This window comes from Methyloversatilis discipulorum, from assembly GCF_018780585.1.
Lineage (GTDB): Bacteria > Pseudomonadota > Gammaproteobacteria > Burkholderiales > Rhodocyclaceae > Methyloversatilis > Methyloversatilis discipulorum_B.
The window spans coordinates 51,092-73,370 of the sequence record NZ_JADMJL010000006.1; the positions used below are offsets into that span (position 1 = coordinate 51,092).

Genomic DNA, 22,279 nt, shown 5'->3' on the forward strand with positions numbered 1-22,279 from the left:
TCGCGCCGATGATGACGTCCATACCGAGCCTTGCTGCCGCTCGCCTGATGCGGTCGGCCACCGCTGCCGTCTGTCTCCTCAGTTTCGCCACACCGGCTCTGGCGCAGCACGTGCCCGCCGACTCGCTGCCCGAACTGTGGCGCGATCACCACGTGCTGTTGCTGGTGCTCGGCTTCAGTCTGGCGCTGGTGTGCGCGCTGCTGCTGGCGCAGCGGCGGCACGCCCGACGCCTGAGTCGCGCGCAGGCGCTCGCCGATCGCCACGCTGCGGCGCTGGAGCAGGAGCGCAGCCGTCTGCGCATGTTGCTGAACGCGATTCCCGATCTTGTCTGGCTGAAGGATGCCGACGGCACTTTTCGCTTCTGCAATCCGCGTTTCGAGCAGCTGCTCGGCGTGCCCGAAGCGCAGCTGATCGGACACACCGATTACGACTTCGTCGAGCGCGAACTGGCCGACTTCTTCCGTGCGCACGACCGCGCGGCGATCGCCGCCGGCCGACCGCTGATCAACGAGGAGTGGCTTACCTTCCGCGTCGGTGGTCAGCAGGGCCTATACCAGACCACGAAGACGGCGGTCACCGACAGCGCCGGACAGCTGGTCGGCGTACTCGGCGTGGCGCGCGAGGTCACCTTGATGCGCGAAATCGAGCAGGCGCTGGCCGAACGGGTGAAGGAACAGCGTTGCCTGTACGCGGTGTTCCGCGCCACCGAGGACCTGCGCCGGCCGCTGCCCGACATGCTGCGCGAGGTGGCGGGTCTGTTGTCTGGCGGCTTCATGCATGTGGGCGAGGCTGAGGCCGCCATCGAGCTCGACGGCGAAACGGTCGCCACGTCCGGTTTCGACCGGGCGGTGCAGTCCATCCATGCGCGGCTGGTGCTGCGTGGCGAAGTGCGCGGACGGATATGCGTCGCTTACCGAAGCGAAATGCCTGTGCGTGACGAGGGGCCCTTCCTGCTCGAAGAGCGCATGCTGCTGGAGGCGCTGGCCGACCGCATCGTCAGCGTCATCGCCCGGCGCGAGGACGAAGCGCGCGCGACGCAGCGCGAGGACATCTACCGCGCCATCGTCGCGCAGGCCTCCGATTCGATCACGCTGATCGATGCCGAAACGCTGGCCTTCGTCGAGTTCAACGATGCGGCCTGCACCGGTCTGGGCTACACGCGCGAGGAGTTCGCGTTGCTGACGCTGGCCGACATCAATGCCGACCTCGACCCCGATGCGGTGCGGGCGAAGATGCGCGACGTGGTTGCGCGCGGCGGCGCGCAGTTCGACACGCGCCGCCGGCGCCGCGACGGCTCGGTTACTGACGTTCGGGTCAGCGTGCAGCCGGTGAAGGTGCAGGGACGGGTCTACGTATCGGACATCTGGTGGGACGTGACCGAGCGCTCCAAGGTGCAGGCCCAGCTCGACCGCGAGCGGCAGCGGCTGCAGGACATCATCGACGGCACCCACGCCGGTACCTGGGAATGGAACCTGCAGACCGGCGAAGCGGTGTTCAACGAGCGCTGGGCGGGCATGTTCGGCTACGCGCTGGCCGATCTGCAGCCCTTCACCGTCGACACCTGGGCGCGCTTTGTCCATCCGGACGACCTGCGGCAGGCCAACGAAGCACTGGAACGGCATCTGGCCGGCGAAACCGACTATTACGAGTGCGACGTCCGGATGCGCCATCGCGACGGCCACTGGGTGTGGATCGCCGACCGCGGGCGGGTGACGCAGCGCACGCCGGACGGGCGCCCGCTGCTGATCCGTGGCACCCATATCGACATCACCGAGCGCAGACAGTCGGAAGAACGCCTGCGCGAGAGCGAGGCGCGTTTCCGCAAGCTGTTCGAGGACACGCGCGAGGCGGTGGCGCTGATGGAGGACGGGCGCTTCATCGACGTCAATCGTGCCGCCCTGGAAATGCTCCGCATGGAGGATGCGACGCAGCTGGTCGGGCACTCGCCGGTCGATGTCGCGCCGGAGTTCCAGTCCGACGGCACGCGCTCCGCCCAGGCCTTCGAGCAGATCATGCGCAGGCTGGGCGAGGGCGGCGCGCACCAGTTCGAGTGGCTGATAACGCGGGCCGATGGTGAAGCGCTGGCAACCGAGGTGCTGGCCACCGCGATCGAGCACGACGGGCGCGCGCTGCTGCACGTCGTGTTGCGCGACGTGACCGACCGCCGCGAGGCCGAGCGGCGTCTGCGCGAGAGCGAGGAGCGGCACCGCCTGCTGTCGGAGAACTCGAGCGACGTGATCTGGCTGTACGACCTGCGCGCCGAGCGCTTCGTCTACATCAGTCAGGCGATCGAGCGGCTGCGCGGCTATACCGTCGACGAGGTGCTCGGGCAGAGCATGCAGGACACCATGACGCCGGACAGCTACCGCCGCGTCAGCGAGGCCTTCGCCGTGCGGCTGGCTGCCTTCCGTGCGGGCGACGAATCGATGCGCACGCAGACGATGGAAATCGAACAGCCCTGTCGCGACGGGCGTGTCGTGATGACCGAGGTGGTGACCACGCTGCGCACCAACGCCGACGGGCAGATCACTCTCCTGCAGGGTGTCACCCGCGACATCACGGCCAAGCGGGCGGCCGAGGCCGAGCTCGATGCGCACCGCCACCATCTGGAGGAACTGGTGCGCAGCCGCACCGCCGAACTGGAACGCGCCCGCATCGACGCCGAGGCGGCGAGCCGCTCGAAGAGCACCTTCCTCGCCAACATGAGCCACGAAATCCGCACGCCGATGAACGCCATCATCGGCTTCACCCACCTGCTGCGGCGAGAACTGACGGCGCCGTCACAGCTGGACAAGCTGGAAAAGATCACCGCTTCGGCCAAGCACCTGCTCGGCCTCATCAACGACGTGCTCGACCTGTCGAAGATCGAGGCCGACCGCCTGCAACTGGAGGAAGTGCCGTTCAGCGTGCTGGCGACGCTGGACCGAGTGCGCAGCATGATGGCGGACCGCATCGCCTCCAGGCGGCTGCTGCTGAAGGAGGAAGTCGATCCGCGGCTGACCGGCCTGTCGCTGCTCGGCGACCCGATGCGCGTCGGTCAGATACTGATCAACTACCTGAGCAATGCGGTGAAGTTCACCGAGCGCGGCAGCATCACCTTGCGCGTGCAGGTGCTGGCCGAGCAGCCGACCGCGGTCATGCTGCGTTTCGAAGTCGAGGACACCGGCATCGGCATCGCGCCACAGAAGCAGGCGCAGCTGTTCGAGGCCTTCGAACAGGCCGAGGCGGCCACGACGCGCAAGTACGGTGGCACCGGACTCGGTCTGGTGATCAGCCGTCGGCTGGCACGGCTGATGGGCGGCGACGTCGGTGTGAGCAGTGTGCCGGGCGAAGGCAGCACTTTCTGGTTCACCGTGCGCCTGCAGCGCGGCGACGCGGCGCTGCGGCCGGATTCGATCACCCGTCAGCGTCGCGTGCGTGTTGGCGCGCACGTGCTGCTGGTCGAGGACAACGCGATCAACCAGGAGGTGGCGCGCGAACTGCTCGAAGGCGCCGGACTGATGGTCGATGTCGCCGCCGATGGCGCGGAGGCGGTCGACAAGGTGGCCCGCTCGCATTACGACATCGTGCTGATGGACATGCAGATGCCGGTGATGGATGGCGTCGAGGCGACGCGCCGGATCCGCGCCACCGACGCCGGACGCATGCTGCCCATCCTCGCGATGACCGCCAACGCCTTCGAGGAGGACAGGCGCCGCTGTGAGGAGGTCGGCATGAACGGTCACCTGGTCAAGCCGGTCGATCCGGAGCGCATGTTCGCCGCGCTGGCACAGTGGATTCCGGAGGGCGAGCATGCGGCCGCGTCGCCGCTGACGCCGACGGTGCCTGCCGTCATCGATCGCGACGTCGGCGTGCGCGCGCTCGGTGGCGATGCCGCGGGCTACCGCCAGGTGCTGGACATGTTCCTGGCGAACCACAGCGGCGACGTCGATCGCCTGCGACAGGCGATCAAGGACGGCGACCGGGTGCTCGCCGAGCGCGTTGCGCACACCCTGAAGGGCGTGGCGGCGACCATCGGTGCGCACGCATTGCGCGACCGCGCGCTTGCACTCGAACAGGCGCTGCATGCCGGCACCCCGGTGCAGACCATCGCCGACGACATCGCCGCCTGCGCGGTGCAGATAGGTGCGGTGTGCGACGAGATACGCGCGCTACCCCGCGCCGAGGCGGATGCAGTCGGCCTGCCGACCGCGCGCGTGCGCAGTCTGGTCAGCCAGCTCTGCCTGCTGCTTGAACACGACGACATGAAATCCGGCGCCATCTGGCGCGAACTCAAGCCGGCACTGGTGGCGCAGTTCGGCGAGGCGGCGGTGCATCCGCTGACCCGCCTGATCGAGGCTTTCGAGTTTCCCGAGGCGCTGACCATCCTGCGCGCCTTCGTGTCGGTGCACCCGGAACTGCGCGAGGACTGAGGCGCGGGCGCACCGGCAACGAAAGGTGCGAGCCGGTGCAGCCGGGTCAGGCGACGCCGGCGGCGTGTGCCTGGCGGTCGGCGTGGTAGCTGGAGCGCACCAGCGGGCCGCAGGCGGCGTGGCTGAAGCCCATCGCCGTCGCTTCGCGCTCGAACATCGCGAAGGTGTCCGGATGCACGTAGCGCAGCACCGGCAGATGACCGCCCGACGGCTGCAGGTACTGACCCAGCGTCAGCATCTGCACGTCGTGCGCGCGCATGTCGCGCATCACGTCGAGGATTTCGTCGTCGGTTTCGCCCAGCCCCAGCATCAGTCCGCTCTTGGTCGGTATTTCGGGGTGGCGGGCGCGGAACTGGCGCAGCAGGTCGAGCGAATGCGCATAGTCGGAGCCCGGGCGCGCCATCCTGTACAGCCGCGGCACGGTTTCCAGGTTGTGGTTCATCACGTCCGGCGGCGCGGCGTCGAGGATGGACAGCGCGATGTCGAGGCGGCCGCGGAAGTCCGGCACCAGCACCTCGATCTGTGTGCGCGGCGAGTGCTCGCGCACGGCGCGTATGCAGTCGACGAAGTGCTGGGCGCCGCCGTCGCGCAGGTCGTCGCGGTCCACGCTGGTGATCACCACGTAGTTCAGCTTCAGCGCGGCGATGGTCTTCGCCAGCTTTTCCGGCTCGCCGGCATCCAGCGGGTCGGGGCGGCCATGGCCGACGTCGCAGAAGGGACAGCGGCGGGTGCACTTGTCGCCCATGATCATGAAGGTGGCGGTGCCGCCGCCGAAGCACTCGCCGATGTTCGGACAGCTCGCCTCCTCGCACACCGTGTGCAGACCGCTGTCGCGCAGGATCTGCTTGATCTCGCCGAAGCGGCTGTCAGGGCGCGCCGCGCGCACGCGTATCCAGTCCGGCTTGCGCAGGGTTTCGGCCGGCACCACCTTGATCGGGATGCGGGCGGTTTTCGATGACCCCTTCTGTTTTTCGGTCGGGTCGTAGGCGGTGTCGCTCATGGCTGCTGTTTACCTATTCATAGAGGGCGCGCTGTAGCGCGCCGGTCAGTTGCAGGCAGATCGCCTCCGGTGGGAGGTCGATGCCCAGATCGCGCGTCTGTGTGACGCGCAGCCCACTGTAACCGCAGGGGTTGATCGCGGTAAACGGTGTCAGGTCCATGTCCACGTTCAGCGAAACGCCGTGGTAGGTGCGGCCGTTGCGGATGCGCAGGCCCAGTGCGGAAATCTTGGCTTCGTCGTCGCCCGTGCCGACGTAGACGCCGGGTGCGCCGGGGCGTCGCTGCGCGCCGACGCCGTGCACCGCCAGCAGATCGATCACCGCCTGTTCGATGCGGTTCACCACCTCGCGCACGCCGAGGCCGGCGCGCTTGAGGTCGATCAGGGTGTAGATGACGACCTGGCCCGGGCCGTGATAGGTCACCTGGCCGCCGCGGTCGCTGTCGACCACCGGCACGCCGACGTCGCGCAGCAGGTGTTCGCGCTTGCCGGCCAGCCCCAGCGTGAATACCGGCGGGTGCTCGACCTGCCAGAACTCGTCCGCCGTGTCGGCAGCGCGCGCCGCGGTGAAGGCCTGCATGTCCCGCCACACCGGCGTGTAGTCCACCCGGCCGAGCGCGCGGACGAGGGCGGTCACAGGACGACTTTCACCATCGGATGGCCGCTCAGTTCGCTGTACAGCGCGTCGAGCTGATCCTTCGAGGTCGCCCGTATCGTCGCGGTCAGACCGATGTAGCGGCCACCGGACGACGGGCGCATGCCCAGCGTCGCCGGGTCGAAGTCGGGCGCGTGGCGCAGCACCACCTCGACCACCACCTGGGCGAAGTCGTCGTGGCGCTCGCCCATGATCTTGAGCGGGAAGTCGCACGGAAACTCGAGCAGGGTGTCGGTGCGCGACGGCTGTGGCTGATCGGCCATCGGTCTGTCCTCGGAAACGCGTTCAGAGACCCAGCCAGAGCCGGATCGTGTCCCAGATGCGGCGGAAGAAACCGCCTTCGTCGATCGCCACCTTGGCCACCAGCGGATACTCGCCGGCCGGCTTGCCGTCGATCGCCACCTTCAGCGTACCGAGCTGCTGGCCGACGGCGATGGGCGCGATCACCGGCGTGGTGATGACGATCTCGCGCGTCACCTTGCCGGCCTGGCCGCGCGGCACCGTGACGACGGCGTCCTCGGCCGCGCCGACCTGCACGCTGGCGGCGGCGCCTTTGTAGACGGCAGGCGTGGCCAGCACTTCCTCGGCGCTGGCGAGACGGGCGTTCTCCCAGGCGTTGAAGCCGTAGTTCAGCAGCGTGGCCGACGATTCGATGCGGCCCTTTTCGTTCGGCGCGCCGAGCAGCACCGACACGACACGGCGGTCTTCGCGCTTCGCCGACGACACCAGGCACCAGCCGGCCGCATCGGTGTGGCCAGTCTTCATGCCGTCCACGCTGCGGTCCATCGTCAGCAGGCGGTTGCGGTTGCCCTGCTTGATACCGTTGTAGGTGTAGTCCAGCGTCGAGTACAGCGGGTAGTACTCGGGGAAGTCGTGGATCAGCGCGCGCGCCAGGATGGCCAGGTCGCGTGCCGTCGTGTAGTGACCGTCCTCGGTCAGGCCGGTCGAGTTGCGGAACTGCGTGCCCGACATGCCCAGACGCTTCGCCTCGGCATTCATCATCTGGGCGAAGGCGGCCTCCGAACCGGCGATCGCCTCGGCCAGTGCAACGCAGGCGTCATTGCCGGACTGGATGATCATGCCGCGGATCAATTCATCGACGGTGACCGGCTTGTCCGGCGCGATGAACATCTTGGAGCCGCCGGTCTTCCATGCGGCGACGCTGACCGGCACCGCCTGGTTGGGCTTCAGCTGCCCGTTCTTCAGCGATTTGAAGGTCAGGTAGGCGGTCATCAGCTTGGTCAGCGAGGCCGGTTCGACCTTGTCGTCCGGGCGCGACTGCGCCAGCACGGCCCCGGATTCGTGGTCGATCAGCAGCCAGGCCTTGGCGTCGGGCTGGGGTGGCGGGATCAGGTCGGCGGAAGCGGCGAACGGAAGTGCGGCGGACACGAGAAGCGCGGTGCAGCGCAACAGCTTGAGCATGAAAGTTACCGGTGGTCAGAACAGCGTGCGCAGTCTACCAAAGCAGGGCCGGCCACCGGCATGGAAGCTGCTTCGTGATGTTTCGTGTTGCACCGCGAGTTGAAACAGTGGTTTCATGAAAGGGAACTTAAATTCCGTGCCGTGCGTCCGAACGCCTCATGAGTTCCGCCAGAGCCTTCCTGTTGATCGGTGTCCTGCTGTTTGCGCTGTCTGCCCTGTGGGCCGGGCAGCGTGCGCTCGCCGATGCACCGGAACAGTGCGTGAGCTGTGCGTCCTTCGAATTCCCCGATGCCACGCCGACCGACGTCTACGGTGCCTTGATGCACCGTCTCGATCTGGCCGGCGATCCGCCGGACCCATTCGTCGCCGAAGTGCCGCAGCGCGCGCGCAGCCAGGCACGCCCCGAACAGATCGCCTCCGCCCTCGTCCTGCAGGACCCCGAGCCCGACCGGGTTCCGTTGCGCCCGCCCAGGCTGGGCTGAGGCGCGGCTGCCCGCCATCGCGGGCGCCGTCCATATCCGTTTCTTCACGACCTGCGCGGCATGCCGTGCGCGCAGGCGTGTTCGCCTGTTTCATCGTTCCCGTCAGGGCATCAGACTCATGAAAACAAAAGCCATCGCCCTTCTGGCCGCCCTCGGCCTGTGTGCGCACGCGGCAGGGGCCGCCGAGCGCTACACACTGGGCCAGCTGCAGACGCTGGCCCTGCAGTCCAACGCATCGCTCGGCGCCGCGCGCGCCGACGTTGATGTCAGCCGCGCCGACACCTTGACCGCCCGCGCCTATCCGAATCCGGAACTCGAAGTGATGGGCGGCGACCGCAATTCGCGCGGTCCCAATCTGGCACCGGGTTCGCTCGGTTCGATCACGCTGTCGCAGCGCTTCGACTACCCGTCGCAGCGCGACGCCCGCCTGCGCGTGGCCGAAGCGGGCATCACGTCCGCCATGTCCGGCGCCCAGGCATACGAGGTGGATCTGCTGACCCGCCTGAAGCAGAGCTTCTACGCAGTCATCCGCCACGAGCGCGAGCTGGGCGCCGCACGCGAGGACCTCGAACTGGCCAAGGCCATCCGCAACCGTGTCGAGGTGCGGGTCAATACCGGGGAAGCACCGCGCTACGAACTGATCCGCGCCGATACCGAGCTGCTGAGCGCGCAGAAGAACGCCGACGCGGCCGAGCTGCGCATTGCGCAGTCCAAGGCGCGACTGCGCGGACTGGTCGGCGGCGTGCTGCCGATCGACTACGAACTGCAGGGCGATCTGGTGAACGACGTCGAGCTGCCGCCGCTGGAAAAGCTGCGCGAGGACATGCTGACGCGCAATCCGGAGATCGCCCGCCTGCGCGCCGAGATCGAGCGCGCGAAGGAGCAGATCGAACTGGAAAAGCTGCGCCGCATGCCGGAACTGTCGTTCAAGCTCGGCCGCGACCAGGATCCGGAATACGAAGCCAACCGCATCGGCGTCGCCGTGAGCATTCCGCTGTTCGACCGCCGCCAGGGCCAGATCGCGCAGGCCAGCGCGATCGGCGAACGCAATCGCATGGCGCTCGAAGGGCGCATGTTCGAACTGCAGCAGCAGCTCGATGCCGCCTACCGGCAGTACGACCTGTCGCGCACTCAGGTGTCGGCACTGGAGAGCGGCATCGTGCGCCAGGCCGAAGCCGCGTTGAAGGTGGCCGAGGCGGCTTACAAGTTCGGTGAGCGCGGCATCCTCGAAGTGCTGGATGCGCAGCGCACCTTCCGCGCCGTCCGCAACGAGCTGATCAGCGCCCGCTACGAACTGATCAATGCCGTCGCCGAAATCGAACGCCTTGGCGCCCTGCGCTGAGCCGGCTCACGCACAACGAATTCATCCACATTCCGATCCGCTATGAAACTTATCCAACGCCCCCTGCTGTGCGCCGGACTGCTCGGCGCTTCCCTTCTGCTCGGCGCCTGCTCCGAAGAATCCGATACCGCGACACCGACGGCCGCTGCGGCGCCGGTCGACCCCAATCTGGTCCAGGCCGGTGACAACCTCGGCAACATCATCAAGCTCGGCACGGTCAGCCGCATGGAGCTGTCGGACACGCTGCGCGTGGCCGGTCAGGTCGATTTCGACGAGCAGCGGGTGACCCGCATCGGCGCCACGGTGACCGGCCGTGTGACCGAACTGACCGCCATGCTGGGCCAGCAGGTGAAGGTGGGCGACACGCTGGCGGTGCTCAACAGCACCGAGCTGGGTGCCGCCCAGCTCGCCTACATGAAGGCGCGCGCGCAGGCGCAGCTGAACGAACGCAATGTCGAGCGCGCGCAGCAGCTGTTCGCAGCCGACGTGATCGGCAGCGCCGAACTGCAGCGCCGCGAGAGCGAACTGTCGATTTCGCGCGCCGAAATGCGCGCCGCCGCCGACCAGCTGCGCGTGCTCGGCGTGTCGTCGAAGTCGCTGGAGAAGCTCACGTCGACCGGGGCCATCAATTCGGTGTCGCCGGTGGTGGCGACGATGGCCGGCACCGTGGTCGAGCGCCTGGTCGCCCAGGGGCAGGTGGTGCAGCCGAGCGAGGTCATGTTTACGGTGGCCGACCTGTCGCGCGTCTGGGTCGAGGCCGAAGTGCCGGAACAGCAGGCTGCCGCGGTGCGGCCGGGCCAGACCATCCAGGTCGAAATCCCGGCGCTCGGCCAGCAGCTGACGGCCAAGCTCATCTTCATTGCCGACACCGTCAATCCGATGACGCGGACCATCATGGTGCGCAGCGAACTGGACAACAGCGACCGCTCGCTGAAGCCGGCGATGCTGGCGACGGTGCTGATCCAGGGGCGGCCGACCGCGCGTCTGGTCGTGCCCGACACCGCCATCGTGCGCGAGAACAACAAGGACTACCTGTTCGTCGAGGTCGGTCCGCAGCAGTTCAAGCTGACCGAAGTCGCGCTCGGCCCCGCCATCGGCACCATGCGGCCGGTGCTGGGCGGTGTGGCCGAAGGCACGAAGGTGGTGACCGAGGGCGCCTTTCATCTGAACAACGAGCGCAAGCGCAAGGAACTCGAATGAGAACCGCACGACTTCGCGCCAACGCTGAACGGATGAACTGGAGACGCCATGATTGAATCCCTCGTGCGCGGGGCGCTCAAACAGCGCCTCGTCATCGTCGTCGTCGCGCTGTGTCTGCTGGCCTTCGGCCTCGACGCGGCGCGCAAGCTGTCGGTGGATGCCTTCCCCGACGTGACCAACGTTCAGGTGCAGATCGCCACCGACGCCACCGGCCGTTCGCCGGAGGAGGTCGAGCGCTTCATCACCGTGCCGATCGAGATCGGCATGACCGGTCTGCCCGGTCTGACCGAAATGCGCTCGCTGAACAAGCCGGGCCTGTCGCTGATCACGCTGGTGTTCACCGACAAGACCGACGTCTATTTCGCGCGCCAGCTGGTGATGGAACGGCTGCTCGAAGTGCGTGACCGCATGCCGGCCGGCGTGGTGCCGGTGCTCGGCCCGGTGTCCACCGGTCTGGGCGAGGTCTATCAGTACACGCTGGTGCGCCCGGACGACGGCGACCGCGAATTGACGCAGGCGGAACTGACCGAGCGCCGCACCATCCAGGACTGGGTGGTGCGTCCGCTGCTGCGCTCGACCCGCGGCGTGGCCGAAATCAACTCGCAGGGCGGCTACCAGAAGCAGTACAAGGTGCTGGTCAATCCGGACCGTCTGCGTCACTACCAGCTCACCGTCAAGGATGTGTACGAGGCGCTGGCGCGCAACAACGCCAATGCCGGTGGCGGCGTGCTGCCGCAGAACGCCGAGCAGTACCTGATCCGCGGCGTCGGTCTGGTGAAGGATCTGGACGACATCCGCCTCATCGTCGTCAAGGAGATCAACGGTACGCCGGTGTTCATCCGCGACGTCGCCGAGGTGGTCTTCGGTCACGCGGTACGCGTCGGTGCGGTGGTCAAGAACGGCAGCACCGAGGCGGTCGGCGGCGTCGTCATGATGATGGCCGGCGGCAACGCCAAGGCCGTGGTGTCGGACATCAAGAAGAAAGTGGCCGACATCAACGACAACAACATGCTGCCTGGCGGCCTGAAGATCGAGCCCTACTACGACCGCTCGGAACTGGTCGATGCGGCACTGGCCACCGTGATCAAGGTGCTGATCGAGGGCGTCATCTTCGTCGTCATCGTGCTCTACCTCTTCCTCGGCGATCTGCGTTCGTCGGTCATCGTGATCGCCACGCTGGTGGTGACGCCGCTGGTCACCTTCATGGCGATGAACCAGCTGGGGCTGTCGGCCAACCTGATGTCGCTGGGCGGTCTGGCCATCGCCATCGGTCTGATGGTGGACGGTTCGGTGGTGGTGGTCGAGAACGCCTTCGAGCGCCTCGGCCATGCGAAGGAGGAAGGCGAAAGCCGCATCCGCGTCATCCTGTCGGCGGTGATGGAGGTGGCGACACCGGTCATCTTCGGTATCGGCATCATCATTCTGGTGTTCCTGCCGCTGATGACGCTGCAGGGCATGGAAGGCAAGATGTTCGCGCCGCTGGCCTACACCATCGCCATCGCACTGTTCGTGTCGTTGGTGCTGTCGCTGACGCTGACGCCGGTGCTGTCCAGCTATCTGCTCAAGGGCGGTGCCGACCACGACACCTGGCTGATCCGCATGATGAAGAAGCCGTATGTGCCGATGCTCGAGTGGGCGGTCGCCAACAGCAAGAAGACGGTATCGCTGGCGGTGGCGGCCTTCATCGGCGCCATCCTGCTGCTGCCCTTCCTCGGCACCGCCTTCATTCCGGAGATGAAGGAAGGTTCGGTGGTGCCCGCGATGGATCGCGTGCCGAACATTTCGCTGCAGGAATCGCTGCGCATGGAACGCGAGGCGATGCGCCTGGTGATGGAGGTGCCGGGCGTGAAGTCCGCCGTGTCCGGTGTCGGTCGCGGCGAGTCGCCGGCCGATCCGCAGTCGCAGAACGAGTCCACGCCCATCGTGTCGCTGAAGCCGCGTGACGAATGGCCGGAAGGCTGGACGCAGGAAACCATCCAGGAGCAGATCCGCGAGAAGCTGAAGGCGCTGCCCGGCGTGAACATCATCATGGCGCAGCCGATTTCCGACCGCGTCGACGAGATGGTGACCGGTGTGCGCGCCGACGTCGCGGTGAAGATATTCGGCGACGACCTCGACCTGCTGAAGGCCAAGGCCGACGAGATCGCGCGCGTTGCGCGTGGCGTGCAGGGCGCGAGCGAAATCAAGATCGAACGCGTGACCGGCCAGCAGTACCTCACCATCGAGATTGATCGGCCGACCATCGCCCGCTACGGCCTCAACGTGGGCGACGTGAACGACCTGATCGAAGCGGCCATCGGCGGCCGTCACGTGACCGACGTGTTCGAGGGGGAGCGGCGCTTCGCTGCGGTGGTGCGTCTGCCGGAGCGCTTCCGCGACAACATCGAGGCGATCCGCAACATGCTGGTACCGACGCCGGAGGGCGCAGCCATCCCGCTGTCCAGCCTGGCCACCATCGACGTGCGCGACGGCCCGGCGCAGATCTCGCGCGAGACCGGCAAGCGTCGCATCGTCATCGGCATCAACGTGGCGAACCGCGACCTCGGTGGTTTCGTCGCCGAACTGCAGCAGAAGGTGAAGGACCAGGTGCAGTTGCCGGAGGCCTACTACTTCGAGTGGGGCGGCCAGTTCCAGAACATGGAGCGCGCGCTCGGCCACCTGTCGGTCATCGTGCCGATCACCGTGGCGGCCATCTTCTTCCTGCTCTTCCTGCTGTTCGGGTCGCTGCGTTTCGCCACGCTCATCATTACCGTGCTGCCCTTCGCGTCGATCGGGGGCGTGATCGGGCTGTTCGTCAGCGGCGAGTACCTGTCGGTGCCGGCGTCGGTGGGTTTCATCGCGCTGTGGGGTATCGCGACGCTGAACGGCGTGGTGCTGGTGTCCTACATCCGCGGCCTGCGCAACGAGGGCATGGAACTGATGCAGGCAGTGGTGCAGGGCGCCAAGATGCGCTTCCGGCCGGTCATGATGACGGCGACCGTTGCACTGCTCGGTCTGGTGCCCTTCCTGTTCGCCACCGGTCCCGGCTCCGAAGTCCAGCGTCCGCTGGCCATCGTGGTGATCGGCGGTCTGATCACCTGCACGCTGCTCACGCTGGTGGTGGTACCGGCGCTGTACACCTGGTTCGACGACAAGCCGTTTGAAGCTTGAGCGAACATCGAAGACGGAGAGACGACATGAAGGAAATTCGCGCCATCATCAGGCCGAACAAGCTGCCGAAACTGCGCACCGTATTGCGTGAAATGCCGGGCTTCCCGGGCATGACGGTGAGCAAGGTGGAGGGCTTCGGTGCGCCGAGCGAGCACACACCGCACAACATCAAGGAGGAGCTGACCGATTACTCCGCCAAGGTGCGCATCGAAATCGTCGCGCCCGACGAAAAGGTCGACGACATCGTGCGCCGCATCATCAGCGTTGCCTGCACCGGCCAGACCGGTGACGGTCTGGTCTGGGTGGTGCCGATCGACCGGGCGGTATTCATCAACAAGACCACCATCGGGTCGCCGCAGGGCTGATCCACCCTGCGCCCGCGCCGGTCACAGGCGCGGGCGTTCTTCCGGATGCCGCTGCAGCCAGGCAGCGTAGCGGCGTTCGTACTCCAGCTTCTCTTCCTGATAGACGGTCCATACGCAGCGCTCGCAACCGGATTCGCAGCACTCGGAGTCCATCGGCATGGTGGGCGGAACGGGGGCGACATCCTCGTCGAGCGATGCGGCCGACAGCATTTCGGTCATAGGCGGAAACGGGCGGTGATGAGACGGGCCGCATTGTCGTACTCGCCATCGAGCTGCGCCAGTGCGATCGTTGCTGCGCTGCAATCAGCGCCACCCTCCCGCAGCGCGCATTCCAGCGCCTGGGCGCTCGCCGACAGGCTGGCCGCGCCCACATTGCTGCAACTGCCCTTCAGTGCATGTGCCGCGCAGATGGCGGAACCGAGCTCGCCGTCGCGCAGTGCCCGGTGCACGGTCTGCAGCGTGCGCGGCGTGTCCTGCAACCAGGCACGCAGCACTTCATCGATCACCGGTCCGAGCATGTCCTGCAATTCGGCCAGTCGTGCGTCGTCGAGTACCGGAGGTGCTGTGGCGGTCGGCATGGTGTGCGGACGGTGTCGTCGGGTAACAGTCGGTGTCGCACACATCAACGACCGGCGCCGCCGCGCCTTGAGCGCCCTCAGCTTTCCCAGATCACCGGCTGTTTCGCCTTCAGCGAACGTTCGAGCTGTTCGATCAGCGGTGCGGCACGCTGGGCCAGCGACACCGGCATCAGCATGGCCGGCGGTCGGTCCTCGGGGTTGTCGTCGTCCTGCGGCTGTGCGCGTTCCGCTTCCCGGCTGGCGACGATCGCCTGCTTCAGTGCGTCGATCGCGGCGGGCAGCTGCTCCAGCGTGATAATGCCCTTCGCGTCGAAGGACTTGCCCATCAGCGACAGCAGCTGCTTTGCGTTGTCGCCGAACATGAGGGTGTCGGCAGTGGCGGATGACTTGAAGGTGACGATCATGATCGATGGACCTCGGTGGGTGACGAAGGACATTGTCGCGCGGAACGTGGTGGCGGCGCCATGCGCATAGGCGTCGATCTCGGCGGTACCAAGACCGAGCTGATCGCGCTCGGCGACGATGGCGCGGTGCGCCTGCGCCGACGCGCGCCGACACCGGCCGGCGACTACGCGGCGACGGTCGCGCTGATCGCCGGGATGGTGACGCAGGCCGAGCACGAACTGGGTGTGCGCGCCAGCGTCGGCATCGGCACACCGGGTTCGCAGTCGCCGGTCGACGGCCGCATGCGCAACGCCAATTCGACCTGTCTCAACGGGCAGCCCCTCAAGCAGGACGTCGAGGCGGCGCTCGGTCGCGCGGTGCGGCTGGCGAACGACGCCAACTGCTTTGCGCTGTCGGAGGCGGTCGACGGCGCCGGCCGGGGTGCCGACGTCGTGTTCGGCGTCATCCTCGGTACCGGGGTCGGTGGCGGCGTCGTGGTTCACGGCCGCGTGCTGCAGGGCGCCAACGGCGTGGCCGGCGAGTGGGGGCACAACCCGCTGCCGCCGGGCGACGACACCGGTGGTCATACGCCGGCCTGCTACTGCGGCCGCCACGGCTGCGTCGAAACCTGGCTGTCCGGTCCGGCGCTGGCGGCCGACCATCTGCGGACGAGCGGCGAGACGGCGGCGCCGGAACACATCGTGGCCCGCGCCGCGGCCGGAGATGCCGCCTGCGAGGCGACGCTGCAGCGCTACGAGGCGCGGCTGGCGCGTGCGCTGGCCGGCGTCATCAATCTGCTCGATCCGGACGTGATCGTGCTCGGCGGCGGTCTGTCCTCGATCGGCCGGCTGTACGAACAGGTGCCACGGCTGTGGGTGCCCCATGTGTTCTCCGACCGCATCGTCACCCGGCTGTGCCCGCCGCTGCACGGCGATTCGTCGGGCGTGCGCGGTGCCGCCTGGCTGTGGTGAGTCACCGTCAGCATTTTTCGCAGACCACTGTAAGGTTCTCGATGCTTGCAGGTCTACTGCCGTGCAAGCCCCACAGGCGGCTTCCAGCCTGTCACTTCAGAGGAGTACACAGATGAGCAAATCCGTCGCACTGCATGCCGCACTCGCTTCCGTCCTCGCGCTCGGCGTGGTCGCCAATCCGGTTTTCGCCGCCGATGACAAGGGCAAGGAGAAGTGCTTCGGTGTCGCCAAGAAGGGCGCCAACGACTGCGCTTCGGCCAACGGCAGCCACAGTTGCGCCGGTCAGGCCAAGATGGACAACGATCCGAACGAATGGAAGTTCGTCGCCGCCGGCACCTGCGAAAAGATGGGTGGCAAGACGATGGCGCCGGGCAAGTAATCGGAGCGCTGCCGGCGCGCCCGCCGCGCCGGCTTCCAGACATGAAGATCGCATCTCCAACCGGCATCGGTCTGCGCCAGCCGCACTATGCACGCGTGCTCGATGAACGCCCGCCGCTGGGCTTCGTCGAAGTGCACAGCGAGAACTTCTTCCATGACGGTGGTGCTGCGCTGCAGGTCCTGCAGCGTGCGCGCGAGTGCTATCCGTTGAGCCTGCACGGCGTTGGTCTGGCGCTCGCGTCGGCCGACGGCGGCGGCGATGCGCACGTGGAGCGGCTGGCTGCGCTGGTGGATCGCTTCGAGCCGGCGCTGGTGTCGGAACACCTGTGCTGGGGTCGAATCGATGGTCGCCACTACAACGACCTGCTGCCCTTTCCCTACACCAGTGACGCGCTGGCGCTGGTTGCCGGCCGCGTATCCGCTCTCCAGGACCGGTTGAAGCGGCAGGTGCTGCTCGAGAACCTGTCGACCTACGTGCAGTTCCGCGACAGCGAAATGAGCGAAGCCGATTTCCTGGCGGAACTGGTCTGCCTGACCGGCTGCGGTCTGCTGCTCGATCTGAACAATCTCTATGTGAATGCGCGCAACTTCGGTGGCGATGCGCTGGAAGCACTCGACCGCCTGCCCATGCGCGCGGTCGGCGAAATCCATCTGGCCGGTCACGCGGTCACCGAACACGGCCTGATCGATACCCACGGCAGCCGCGTCTGCGACGACGTATGGGCGCTGCTGCGCGATGTGCGGCTGCGCGGTGTCGGCGCGCCGGCGTTGATCGAGTGGGACACCGACCTGCCCGATCTCGACCTGCTGCTGGCCGAGGTGGCGCAGGCCGACCGCATCGGCGGCCTCGAACAGGAGCTCGACCATGTCCGCGCTGCGTGAGGTGCAGCGCCGCTTCGGCGCCGCCCTGTCGTCGGCCGATGGCGAGGACGATGTGTTGCCGCTGCTGGCGGGCGACGAGGGTCGCAACCAGGCGCTGCTGTCGATCTATCGTGCCACCTCGATCGCCAACGCGACGGCGGCACTGCGGCTGGCCTACCCGGTCTGCCGGCAGATCACCGGCGACGACTACTTCGATGCGCTGGCGCGCCGCTATCGCGCGGCCTGTCCGTCGCGCGACGGCGACCTGAACCGTTACGGCGACCGCTTCGCCGCCTTCCTCGACGGCTTCGAGCCGGTGCGCGCGCTGCCCTATCTGCCGGACGTCGCCCGTCTCGAATGGTCGGTGCATGTGGCAACGACGGCAGCCGACGCGCGGCCGGCCGGCGGCGAGCTGTTCGCCGGACTGGCGCCCGAGGCGCTGGCGGAGTTGCGCCTGCAGATGACGCCCGGCTTCGCGCTGCACGCCAGCCGCTGGCCGGTGGCCGACATCTGGCTGCAACACCCGTCGGAGGCCGGTGGTCCGCACGCGCGCGAGCTCACCATCGACCTCGATCTTCCGCAACACGCCGTCGTCTGGCGCGAAGGCTACCGCGTGCGCGTCGGCGCGCTGCAACCGGCGACGCATGCCTTCTGGCAGGCGCTGGTCGAGGACGCGCCGGTGGGCGAAGCGTGGGCTGCAGCCAGCGCGACCGACCCGCATTTCGATCTTGCAGCGGCCATTGCGCAGGCACTTGCCGGCGGCTGGCTGCACCTGCCTGTCACCCCGGGAGCGCCCGCATGAATGCCGTCCTTCGTCTTTACGACTTTGCCCTGCCGTTCGCCCGCCTGGCCGATTACGGCCGTCCGCTGCTGCTGCTTGCCTTGCGCCTCTATATCGCCTCGGTCTTCTTCAAGGCCGGCCTGACCAAGATCGAGGACTGGGACACCACGCTCTTCCTGTTCACCGAGGAATATTCGGTGCCGCTGCTGCCGCCGGCGCTGGCCGCGCTGCTCGGCACTGCCGGCGAACTGCTGCTGCCGCCGCTGCTCGCCATCGGCCTGGCAGGTCGCTTCGCCGCGCTCGGACTGACCGTCGTCAATGCGATGGCGCTGATGGCGTATCCTGCGCTATGGGCCTTCGAGTGCCCGGCCGCCGTGCAGTCCCATCTGTGGTGGGGCGCCGGCCTGCTGGCTGTGCTTGCTTTCGGGCCTGGAATGCTGTCCGCCGATCACTGGCTGGTCCGCTGGCGCGCGACGCGGTGAAACATCCGGCAACACTGCGGTCATCGTTTGCGGGAACATGACCCGCACCATGCCTGCCCCATCCATATTCCATCCAGGGCAAGGCATCGTGCAATCGAAAAACAATACCCTGCATGCGCTGCTCGCCAGCGCTTGTCTGATCGTCGCCGCACCGGCGCTTGCCGATGAAGGCAACCATGTGCTGAGTCTGCAGCTGGGTCCCTACGTCCACCACTGGGACCACGATCCGGACCACAAGAACACGCCCGGCCTGATCGGTCTCGAATACATGGCGCCGTCGCAGTGGCTGGCCGGCGCATCCTTCCTGCGCAACTCCTTCGACCAGCCGACCGAGTACTACTACGCCGGCAAGCGCTGGGATCTGGACTCGATCAGTTCCAATCTTTACGTGAAGGTGACTGCCGGTGCGCTGCTCGGCTACACCGGTCGCTACGAGGACAAGATTCCGTTCAACCACAATGGTGTGGCCTTCGCCGTCATTCCGGCGCTCGGCTACCAGGTGGACCGCTACAGCGCGCAGGTGGCGCTGCTGGGCACCGCCGGCGTCATGTTCACCTTCGGCATTGATCTGGCGAAGTGGTGAACGTAGGCTGACGCTCCAGATATCCGTCGAGGTCCATCCATGTCCATCAGTCTGCTCGGCGCCGTCAAGGCAGTCCCCTGGGGCGACGTCATCGCCGCCGCACCGTCTGTCGTGCAGGGCGCCAACGCGCTGTGGGAGCGTGTCGCGAAGAAGCGGAAGAAGGGCGAGGAGCCATCCGTGGTCGCGCCGCCCGGCGCCAGCGACGACGTACGCATCGCTGCGCTGGAACAGGCGGTGACGGAATTGCAGAAGGAGGCGCTCGCCTCGTCCCAGCTCATCCGCACGCTGGCCGAACAGAACGCGCAACTGGTGAGCGAGATCGGGGCGCTCAGGTTGCGCGTCCGCGTCATCACCGTGGCCGGGACCGGGCTGCTGGTGTTCGTCGTCATCGCGCTGGCGACGATGCTGGCGCGCTGAGCACGACCACGCCGCGGTCGATGCTGCGCGCTGAGCGCTCCAGAACGGGATGAAGAAGCAGTGGGCGGAACCGCCCGCAGGCGGTCCGCGTTACGGGCGTCCGGCCGGTCAGGCGACGGCGCGGTACTGATCGCGCAGCAGGCGGATCTGGTCGTGGTTGCGCTGCACGCCGGCCAGCTGGCGCTGTACCACGATGCGCACGTCGGACGGCAGCGGCTGGAACAGCGCCTCGCGGTAGCGCTGCAGCGCTTTGTCCTCGCCGCGTTCGGCCTCGTTCAGCATGGCCACGTTGTCGTCACCCGGCAGCGCGCTGCGCAGCGACACCCAGCCGCGGTGCAGGGCGCCGCTCACGGTGCCGCTGGTATCGGGTTCGCCGCCGGACGCGGCAACGATCTGCTGAAGTTCGAGTGCGGCCGCGCGGCATTCCAGCGCGCGGTTGTTGAACAGCGCCTTGAGCTGTCCGGCCTGGGCGTGCTCGGCGCATTCGTTGAAGCCGTACTCGCCGTCCTTGCAGGTTTCGATCAGGGTGTTCAGGACTTCGATGACAGTGCGATTGCTCATGACGTCTCCTCGGTGATGAGTGCGGCGACGTGCCGCCGAATCCTCATCCTAGGTGTGCGCTGCCATGAGGGCTGTGGGTGTCCGGCGTAGGACAGCGTAGTCCTGCGCCGACCCGGGCGGGATGTCTTCCCGCCCGAACCGTGGCTTATAGCTTGAAGCGTCCGACCAGTTCGCCCAGATGGTCGGAGGCGCGGCCGATCTGCGACAGCGTGGCCGAGGTGCGCTGGATCGCCTCGTCGGTGTTCTGCACCACTTCGGACGCCTGCTCCGCCGACTGCGCCAGCGCGGTGGTGGCGGCCGACTGTTCCTGAGTCGCTTCGGCGATCTCGCGTACCCGTTCGGCGGCGCGCTGCATGCCGGCCTCGATGCCGCCGATCTCCTCGGCCACGCGGGCGGCGCGCTCGACGCCCGACTCGACCGCTTCGCGCGTGCTGTTCATGCTGTCCACCGCGCGGTCGGTTTCGCTGTGCATGGCGGCGATCATGTCGCGGATTTCGGTGGTGGCATTGCTGGTGCGTTCGGCCAGCTTGCGCACCTCGTCGGCGACGACGGCGAAACCGCGGCCCTGCTCGCCGGCGCGGGCGGCTTCGATCGCCGCATTGAGCGCCAGCAGATTGGTCTGGTCGGCGATCTCGCGGATCACCTGCACGATGCCGTTGATCTGTACCGATCGTTCGGCCAGCCCGGTCAGCGAGCCGGCCAGCGTTTCCATGCTGCCGGCGATGTCGCGCATATGCGTCTGCATGCCGCGCACCGCCTCGCCGCTGCGCTGCGACGCGGTGTGCGTGTCCAGCATGACGCCATTGGCGTCGTTGGCGTGGCTGGCGATGTGGCCGATCGACACGGTGATTTCCTCGATCGTTGCCGCGTTGTCGCCAGTGGTGCCGGCCAGCGAGCGCGAACTGCCGGCGATGTGGTGGGTGGCGTCCGACACTTCGCGGATGCCGCCGACCAGGGTGTGGCTCTGATCGCGCACTTCGATGAACATGCGCTGCAGGGTGCCAAGGAAGGCATTGACCGAGGTGGCGACACGCCCCAGTTCGTCGCGGCTGCGGGTTTCCGGCAGGCGGCGCGTCAGATCGCCTTCGCCGCTGGCCAGCGCCTGCATCGCGTCGGCCAGCGATTCCAGCGGCCGCGTCATCGCACCGAGCAGAGCGAACAGCACGCCGGCCGTCAGCAGCACGCTGACGATGCCCATGACGATGGCGGTGTTGCGCAGTGCGTTGGCCGATGCGGTGATCACGTCTTCGGGCACCGACACCACGCTGCCCCACCAGGCGTCGCCGTCGCTCAGCGACACGCGCTGCAGGAAATGACGCACGCCGGCGGCGTCGCGCCACTGCAGGCTGCGACCTTCGCCCAGCGCAGCCAGCGCGTCGGCCGGCAGATCGGAGGCCGGCTTGCCGATGCGGGCCGCGTCGGCATGAGCGACCACCAGACCGGACGGCGCATACAGTGCAACGGTGCCGACGTCGAAGGGCTTGATGCGGCCGAGGTCGTCGGCCAGCCGGTCGAGCGCCATGTCGACGCCGGCGATGCCGGCGAAGCGGCCATTGACGGCCAGCGGCTTGACCAGCGAGGTGATCAGCATCTTCCGGCCGCCGACCACGTATTCATAGGGCTCGGCGAGATAGGCGCGGCCGGTCTTCTTCGGCTGCTGGTAATAGTCGCCGGCGCCCGGCTTGTCGTAATCGACCAGCGGTTCGACCGACAGCTTGTCGCCGCTGCGGCTCCAGTAGGGCACGAAGCGACCGCTGGCGTCATGGCCGGCGGCACCGCCGAAGTCGGCGTCGCGTCCGTCGAAGGCGTTGGCTTCCCAGCCGGTGTAGACGCCCAGCAGTGCGGGGCGGCCCTCCAGCGTGCGACGCAGCAGACGGCTGACCGCATCGCGGTCGGGCGTGCCCTTCGAGTGCAGGCCTTCGAGCGACAGCGCCAGCGTGGACGACACGGCCATCGCTTCGTCCAGGTTGGCGCCGACATCGTGCGCGACCGAGGCGGCCACGCTCTCCGCGCGCGCCAGACCCTGTTCGAGCACCGCCTGATGGCTGCGCCAGGCAAGCACACCCAGCGTGACCGAGAAGCAGAGCAGGACGGTGATGACGGTGGATGCCAGCAGCTTGGTGCGCAGACTCAGGGCGTGCAGATTCATGATCGACCTCGTTCTTGAGTGAGAAGGGGTTGACGACGATCAAGAAAGTTTCTTTAGGGGAAAAATTTGTGAACGCAATGCACCATTTCCTGCCGGGCTGGAAGGTCGG

At 67.4% G+C, this 22,279-nt stretch carries 22 protein-coding genes; 13 read left to right on the top strand and 9 right to left on the bottom strand.

What is annotated here, in order from left to right:
- The first annotated feature begins 8 nt into the window (after window positions 1-8).
- Window positions 9-4,412: a PAS domain S-box protein gene (locus tag IV112_RS01720; RefSeq protein ID WP_304000706.1), complete on the top strand. Its 4,404-nt coding sequence runs from the start codon at window positions 9-11 to the stop codon at window positions 4,410-4,412.
- Between the two features lie 46 nt (window positions 4,413-4,458).
- Here the strand turns inward: IV112_RS01720 and lipA are convergent, their stop codons facing one another.
- The 4 genes from lipA to IV112_RS01740 are packed head-to-tail and all read right to left on the bottom strand — an operon-like array spanning window position 4,459 to window position 7,486.
- The gene (lipA, locus tag IV112_RS01725) at window positions 4,459-5,412 is read right to left on the bottom strand and encodes a lipoyl synthase (protein WP_304000707.1); all 954 of its coding nucleotides are present in this window, start codon (window positions 5,410-5,412) and stop codon (window positions 4,459-4,461) included.
- A gap of 13 nt (window positions 5,413-5,425) precedes the next feature.
- Window positions 5,426-6,046, bottom strand: coding sequence for a lipoyl(octanoyl) transferase LipB (gene lipB / locus IV112_RS01730; RefSeq protein WP_304000708.1), 621 nt, complete (start codon window positions 6,044-6,046; stop codon window positions 5,426-5,428).
- Entirely contained in the window at window positions 6,043-6,327 is a 285-nt protein-coding gene (locus tag IV112_RS01735; protein ID WP_304000709.1) for a YbeD family protein, read from the bottom strand. Before IV112_RS01735 ends, lipB begins: the two co-directional genes overlap by 4 nt.
- Before the next feature lie 22 nt (window positions 6,328-6,349).
- Window positions 6,350-7,486, bottom strand: a complete 1,137-nt coding sequence (locus tag IV112_RS01740; RefSeq protein WP_304000710.1) for a D-alanyl-D-alanine carboxypeptidase family protein — start codon at window positions 7,484-7,486, stop codon at window positions 6,350-6,352.
- 158 nt (window positions 7,487-7,644) lie between these two features.
- Between IV112_RS01740 and IV112_RS01745 the strand changes: the two genes are divergently transcribed.
- The 5 genes from IV112_RS01745 (at window position 7,645) to IV112_RS01765 (ending at window position 14,025) form a co-directional block, all read left to right on the top strand.
- Window positions 7,645-7,968: a hypothetical protein gene (locus IV112_RS01745; RefSeq protein WP_304000711.1), complete on the top strand. Its 324-nt coding sequence runs from the start codon at window positions 7,645-7,647 to the stop codon at window positions 7,966-7,968.
- Window positions 7,969-8,086: 118 nt separating this feature from the next.
- On the top strand, window positions 8,087-9,310 hold the full coding sequence (locus IV112_RS01750) for a TolC family protein (RefSeq protein ID WP_020166232.1): 1,224 nt from the start codon (window positions 8,087-8,089) through the stop codon (window positions 9,308-9,310).
- Window positions 9,311-9,352: 42 nt separating this feature from the next.
- On the top strand, window positions 9,353-10,510 hold the full coding sequence (locus tag IV112_RS01755) for an efflux RND transporter periplasmic adaptor subunit (RefSeq protein WP_304000713.1): 1,158 nt from the start codon (window positions 9,353-9,355) through the stop codon (window positions 10,508-10,510).
- Window positions 10,511-10,558: 48 nt separating this feature from the next.
- Complete coding sequence (locus tag IV112_RS01760) at window positions 10,559-13,660, top strand: efflux RND transporter permease subunit (RefSeq protein WP_304000715.1); 3,102 nt, start codon at window positions 10,559-10,561, stop codon at window positions 13,658-13,660.
- A gap of 26 nt (window positions 13,661-13,686) precedes the next feature.
- Window positions 13,687-14,025 carry a P-II family nitrogen regulator gene (locus IV112_RS01765; RefSeq protein ID WP_020166229.1) on the top strand — a complete coding sequence of 113 codons (339 nt, stop codon included), beginning with the start codon at window positions 13,687-13,689 and terminating at the stop codon, window positions 14,023-14,025.
- 21 nt (window positions 14,026-14,046) lie between these two features.
- Here IV112_RS01765 and IV112_RS01770 read toward each other — a convergent pair whose 3' ends face one another.
- The 3 genes from IV112_RS01770 to IV112_RS01780 all read right to left on the bottom strand — a co-directional run bounded on the left by IV112_RS01770 (window position 14,047) and on the right by IV112_RS01780 (window position 15,007).
- The gene (locus tag IV112_RS01770; RefSeq protein ID WP_019916297.1) at window positions 14,047-14,244 is read right to left on the bottom strand and encodes an oxidoreductase-like domain-containing protein; all 198 of its coding nucleotides are present in this window, start codon (window positions 14,242-14,244) and stop codon (window positions 14,047-14,049) included.
- Window positions 14,241-14,603 (bottom strand): Hpt domain-containing protein, encoded by a 363-nt coding sequence (locus IV112_RS01775; protein ID WP_304000717.1) that lies wholly within the window; start codon window positions 14,601-14,603, stop codon window positions 14,241-14,243. Before IV112_RS01775 ends, IV112_RS01770 begins: the two co-directional genes overlap by 4 nt.
- 77 nt (window positions 14,604-14,680) lie before the next feature.
- Window positions 14,681-15,007: a DUF1840 domain-containing protein gene (locus IV112_RS01780; RefSeq protein WP_304000719.1), complete on the bottom strand. Its 327-nt coding sequence runs from the start codon at window positions 15,005-15,007 to the stop codon at window positions 14,681-14,683.
- 60 nt (window positions 15,008-15,067) lie between these two features.
- Between IV112_RS01780 and IV112_RS01785 the strand changes: the two genes are divergently transcribed.
- The 7 genes from IV112_RS01785 (at window position 15,068) to IV112_RS01815 (ending at window position 19,460) form a co-directional block, all read left to right on the top strand.
- Window positions 15,068-15,958 carry an ROK family protein gene (locus IV112_RS01785; protein WP_304000720.1) on the top strand — a complete coding sequence of 297 codons (891 nt, stop codon included), beginning with the start codon at window positions 15,068-15,070 and terminating at the stop codon, window positions 15,956-15,958.
- A 112-nt stretch (window positions 15,959-16,070) separates the two neighbouring features.
- Window positions 16,071-16,337: a BufA1 family periplasmic bufferin-type metallophore gene (locus IV112_RS01790; RefSeq protein ID WP_304000722.1), complete on the top strand. Its 267-nt coding sequence runs from the start codon at window positions 16,071-16,073 to the stop codon at window positions 16,335-16,337.
- A 41-nt stretch (window positions 16,338-16,378) separates the two neighbouring features.
- Complete coding sequence (bufB, locus tag IV112_RS01795) at window positions 16,379-17,218, top strand: MNIO family bufferin maturase (RefSeq protein ID WP_304000723.1); 840 nt, start codon at window positions 16,379-16,381, stop codon at window positions 17,216-17,218.
- On the top strand, window positions 17,202-17,999 hold the full coding sequence (locus IV112_RS01800) for an HvfC/BufC N-terminal domain-containing protein (protein WP_304000725.1): 798 nt from the start codon (window positions 17,202-17,204) through the stop codon (window positions 17,997-17,999). Before bufB ends, IV112_RS01800 begins: the two co-directional genes overlap by 17 nt.
- Window positions 17,996-18,460 carry a DoxX family protein gene (locus IV112_RS01805; protein WP_304000727.1) on the top strand — a complete coding sequence of 155 codons (465 nt, stop codon included), beginning with the start codon at window positions 17,996-17,998 and terminating at the stop codon, window positions 18,458-18,460. The genes IV112_RS01800 and IV112_RS01805 overlap by 4 nt, the downstream gene beginning before the upstream one ends.
- 88 nt (window positions 18,461-18,548) lie before the next feature.
- On the top strand, window positions 18,549-19,043 hold the full coding sequence (locus tag IV112_RS01810) for a hypothetical protein (RefSeq protein ID WP_304000728.1): 495 nt from the start codon (window positions 18,549-18,551) through the stop codon (window positions 19,041-19,043).
- 39 nt (window positions 19,044-19,082) lie between these two features.
- A complete protein-coding gene (locus IV112_RS01815) occupies window positions 19,083-19,460 on the top strand; it encodes a hypothetical protein (protein ID WP_304000729.1) in 378 nt (125 codons plus the stop codon).
- A 108-nt stretch (window positions 19,461-19,568) separates the two neighbouring features.
- Here the strand turns inward: IV112_RS01815 and IV112_RS01820 are convergent, their stop codons facing one another.
- Window positions 19,569-20,021, bottom strand: coding sequence for a PA2169 family four-helix-bundle protein (locus IV112_RS01820; protein WP_304000730.1), 453 nt, complete (start codon window positions 20,019-20,021; stop codon window positions 19,569-19,571).
- 145 nt (window positions 20,022-20,166) lie between these two features.
- Window positions 20,167-22,170, bottom strand: coding sequence for a methyl-accepting chemotaxis protein (locus IV112_RS01825; RefSeq protein ID WP_304000732.1), 2,004 nt, complete (start codon window positions 22,168-22,170; stop codon window positions 20,167-20,169).
- Between the last annotated feature and the right edge of the window lie 109 nt (window positions 22,171-22,279).

What these genes read in the sequence shown, in the direction of transcription:
- IV112_RS01790 (WP_304000722.1), top strand. Translation starts at nt 16,071, where the DNA reads ATGAGCAAATCCGTCGCACTGCATGCCGCACTCGCTTCCGTCCTCGCG.
- IV112_RS01765 (WP_020166229.1), top strand. Translation starts at nt 13,687, where the DNA reads ATGAAGGAAATTCGCGCCATCATCAGGCCGAACAAGCTGCCGAAACTG.
- lipA (WP_304000707.1), bottom strand. Translation starts at nt 5,412, where the DNA reads ATGAGCGACACCGCCTACGACCCGACCGAAAAACAGAAGGGGTCATCG.
- IV112_RS01760 (WP_304000715.1), top strand. Translation starts at nt 10,559, where the DNA reads ATGATTGAATCCCTCGTGCGCGGGGCGCTCAAACAGCGCCTCGTCATC.
- IV112_RS01720 (WP_304000706.1), top strand. Translation starts at nt 9, where the DNA reads ATGATGACGTCCATACCGAGCCTTGCTGCCGCTCGCCTGATGCGGTCG.
- IV112_RS01735 (WP_304000709.1), bottom strand. Translation starts at nt 6,327, where the DNA reads ATGGCCGATCAGCCACAGCCGTCGCGCACCGACACCCTGCTCGAGTTT.
- IV112_RS01820 (WP_304000730.1), bottom strand. Translation starts at nt 20,021, where the DNA reads ATGAGCAATCGCACTGTCATCGAAGTCCTGAACACCCTGATCGAAACC.
- IV112_RS01785 (WP_304000720.1), top strand. Translation starts at nt 15,068, where the DNA reads ATGCGCATAGGCGTCGATCTCGGCGGTACCAAGACCGAGCTGATCGCG.
- IV112_RS01805 (WP_304000727.1), top strand. Translation starts at nt 17,996, where the DNA reads ATGAATGCCGTCCTTCGTCTTTACGACTTTGCCCTGCCGTTCGCCCGC.
- IV112_RS01750 (WP_020166232.1), top strand. Translation starts at nt 8,087, where the DNA reads ATGAAAACAAAAGCCATCGCCCTTCTGGCCGCCCTCGGCCTGTGTGCG.
- IV112_RS01745 (WP_304000711.1), top strand. Translation starts at nt 7,645, where the DNA reads ATGAGTTCCGCCAGAGCCTTCCTGTTGATCGGTGTCCTGCTGTTTGCG.
- IV112_RS01825 (WP_304000732.1), bottom strand. Translation starts at nt 22,170, where the DNA reads ATGAATCTGCACGCCCTGAGTCTGCGCACCAAGCTGCTGGCATCCACC.
- IV112_RS01815 (WP_304000729.1), top strand. Translation starts at nt 19,083, where the DNA reads ATGTCCATCAGTCTGCTCGGCGCCGTCAAGGCAGTCCCCTGGGGCGAC.
- IV112_RS01775 (WP_304000717.1), bottom strand. Translation starts at nt 14,603, where the DNA reads ATGCCGACCGCCACAGCACCTCCGGTACTCGACGACGCACGACTGGCC.
- IV112_RS01780 (WP_304000719.1), bottom strand. Translation starts at nt 15,007, where the DNA reads ATGATCGTCACCTTCAAGTCATCCGCCACTGCCGACACCCTCATGTTC.
- IV112_RS01740 (WP_304000710.1), bottom strand. Translation starts at nt 7,486, where the DNA reads ATGCTCAAGCTGTTGCGCTGCACCGCGCTTCTCGTGTCCGCCGCACTT.
- IV112_RS01770 (WP_019916297.1), bottom strand. Translation starts at nt 14,244, where the DNA reads ATGACCGAAATGCTGTCGGCCGCATCGCTCGACGAGGATGTCGCCCCC.
- IV112_RS01800 (WP_304000725.1), top strand. Translation starts at nt 17,202, where the DNA reads ATGTCCGCGCTGCGTGAGGTGCAGCGCCGCTTCGGCGCCGCCCTGTCG.
- IV112_RS01755 (WP_304000713.1), top strand. Translation starts at nt 9,353, where the DNA reads ATGAAACTTATCCAACGCCCCCTGCTGTGCGCCGGACTGCTCGGCGCT.
- bufB (WP_304000723.1), top strand. Translation starts at nt 16,379, where the DNA reads ATGAAGATCGCATCTCCAACCGGCATCGGTCTGCGCCAGCCGCACTAT.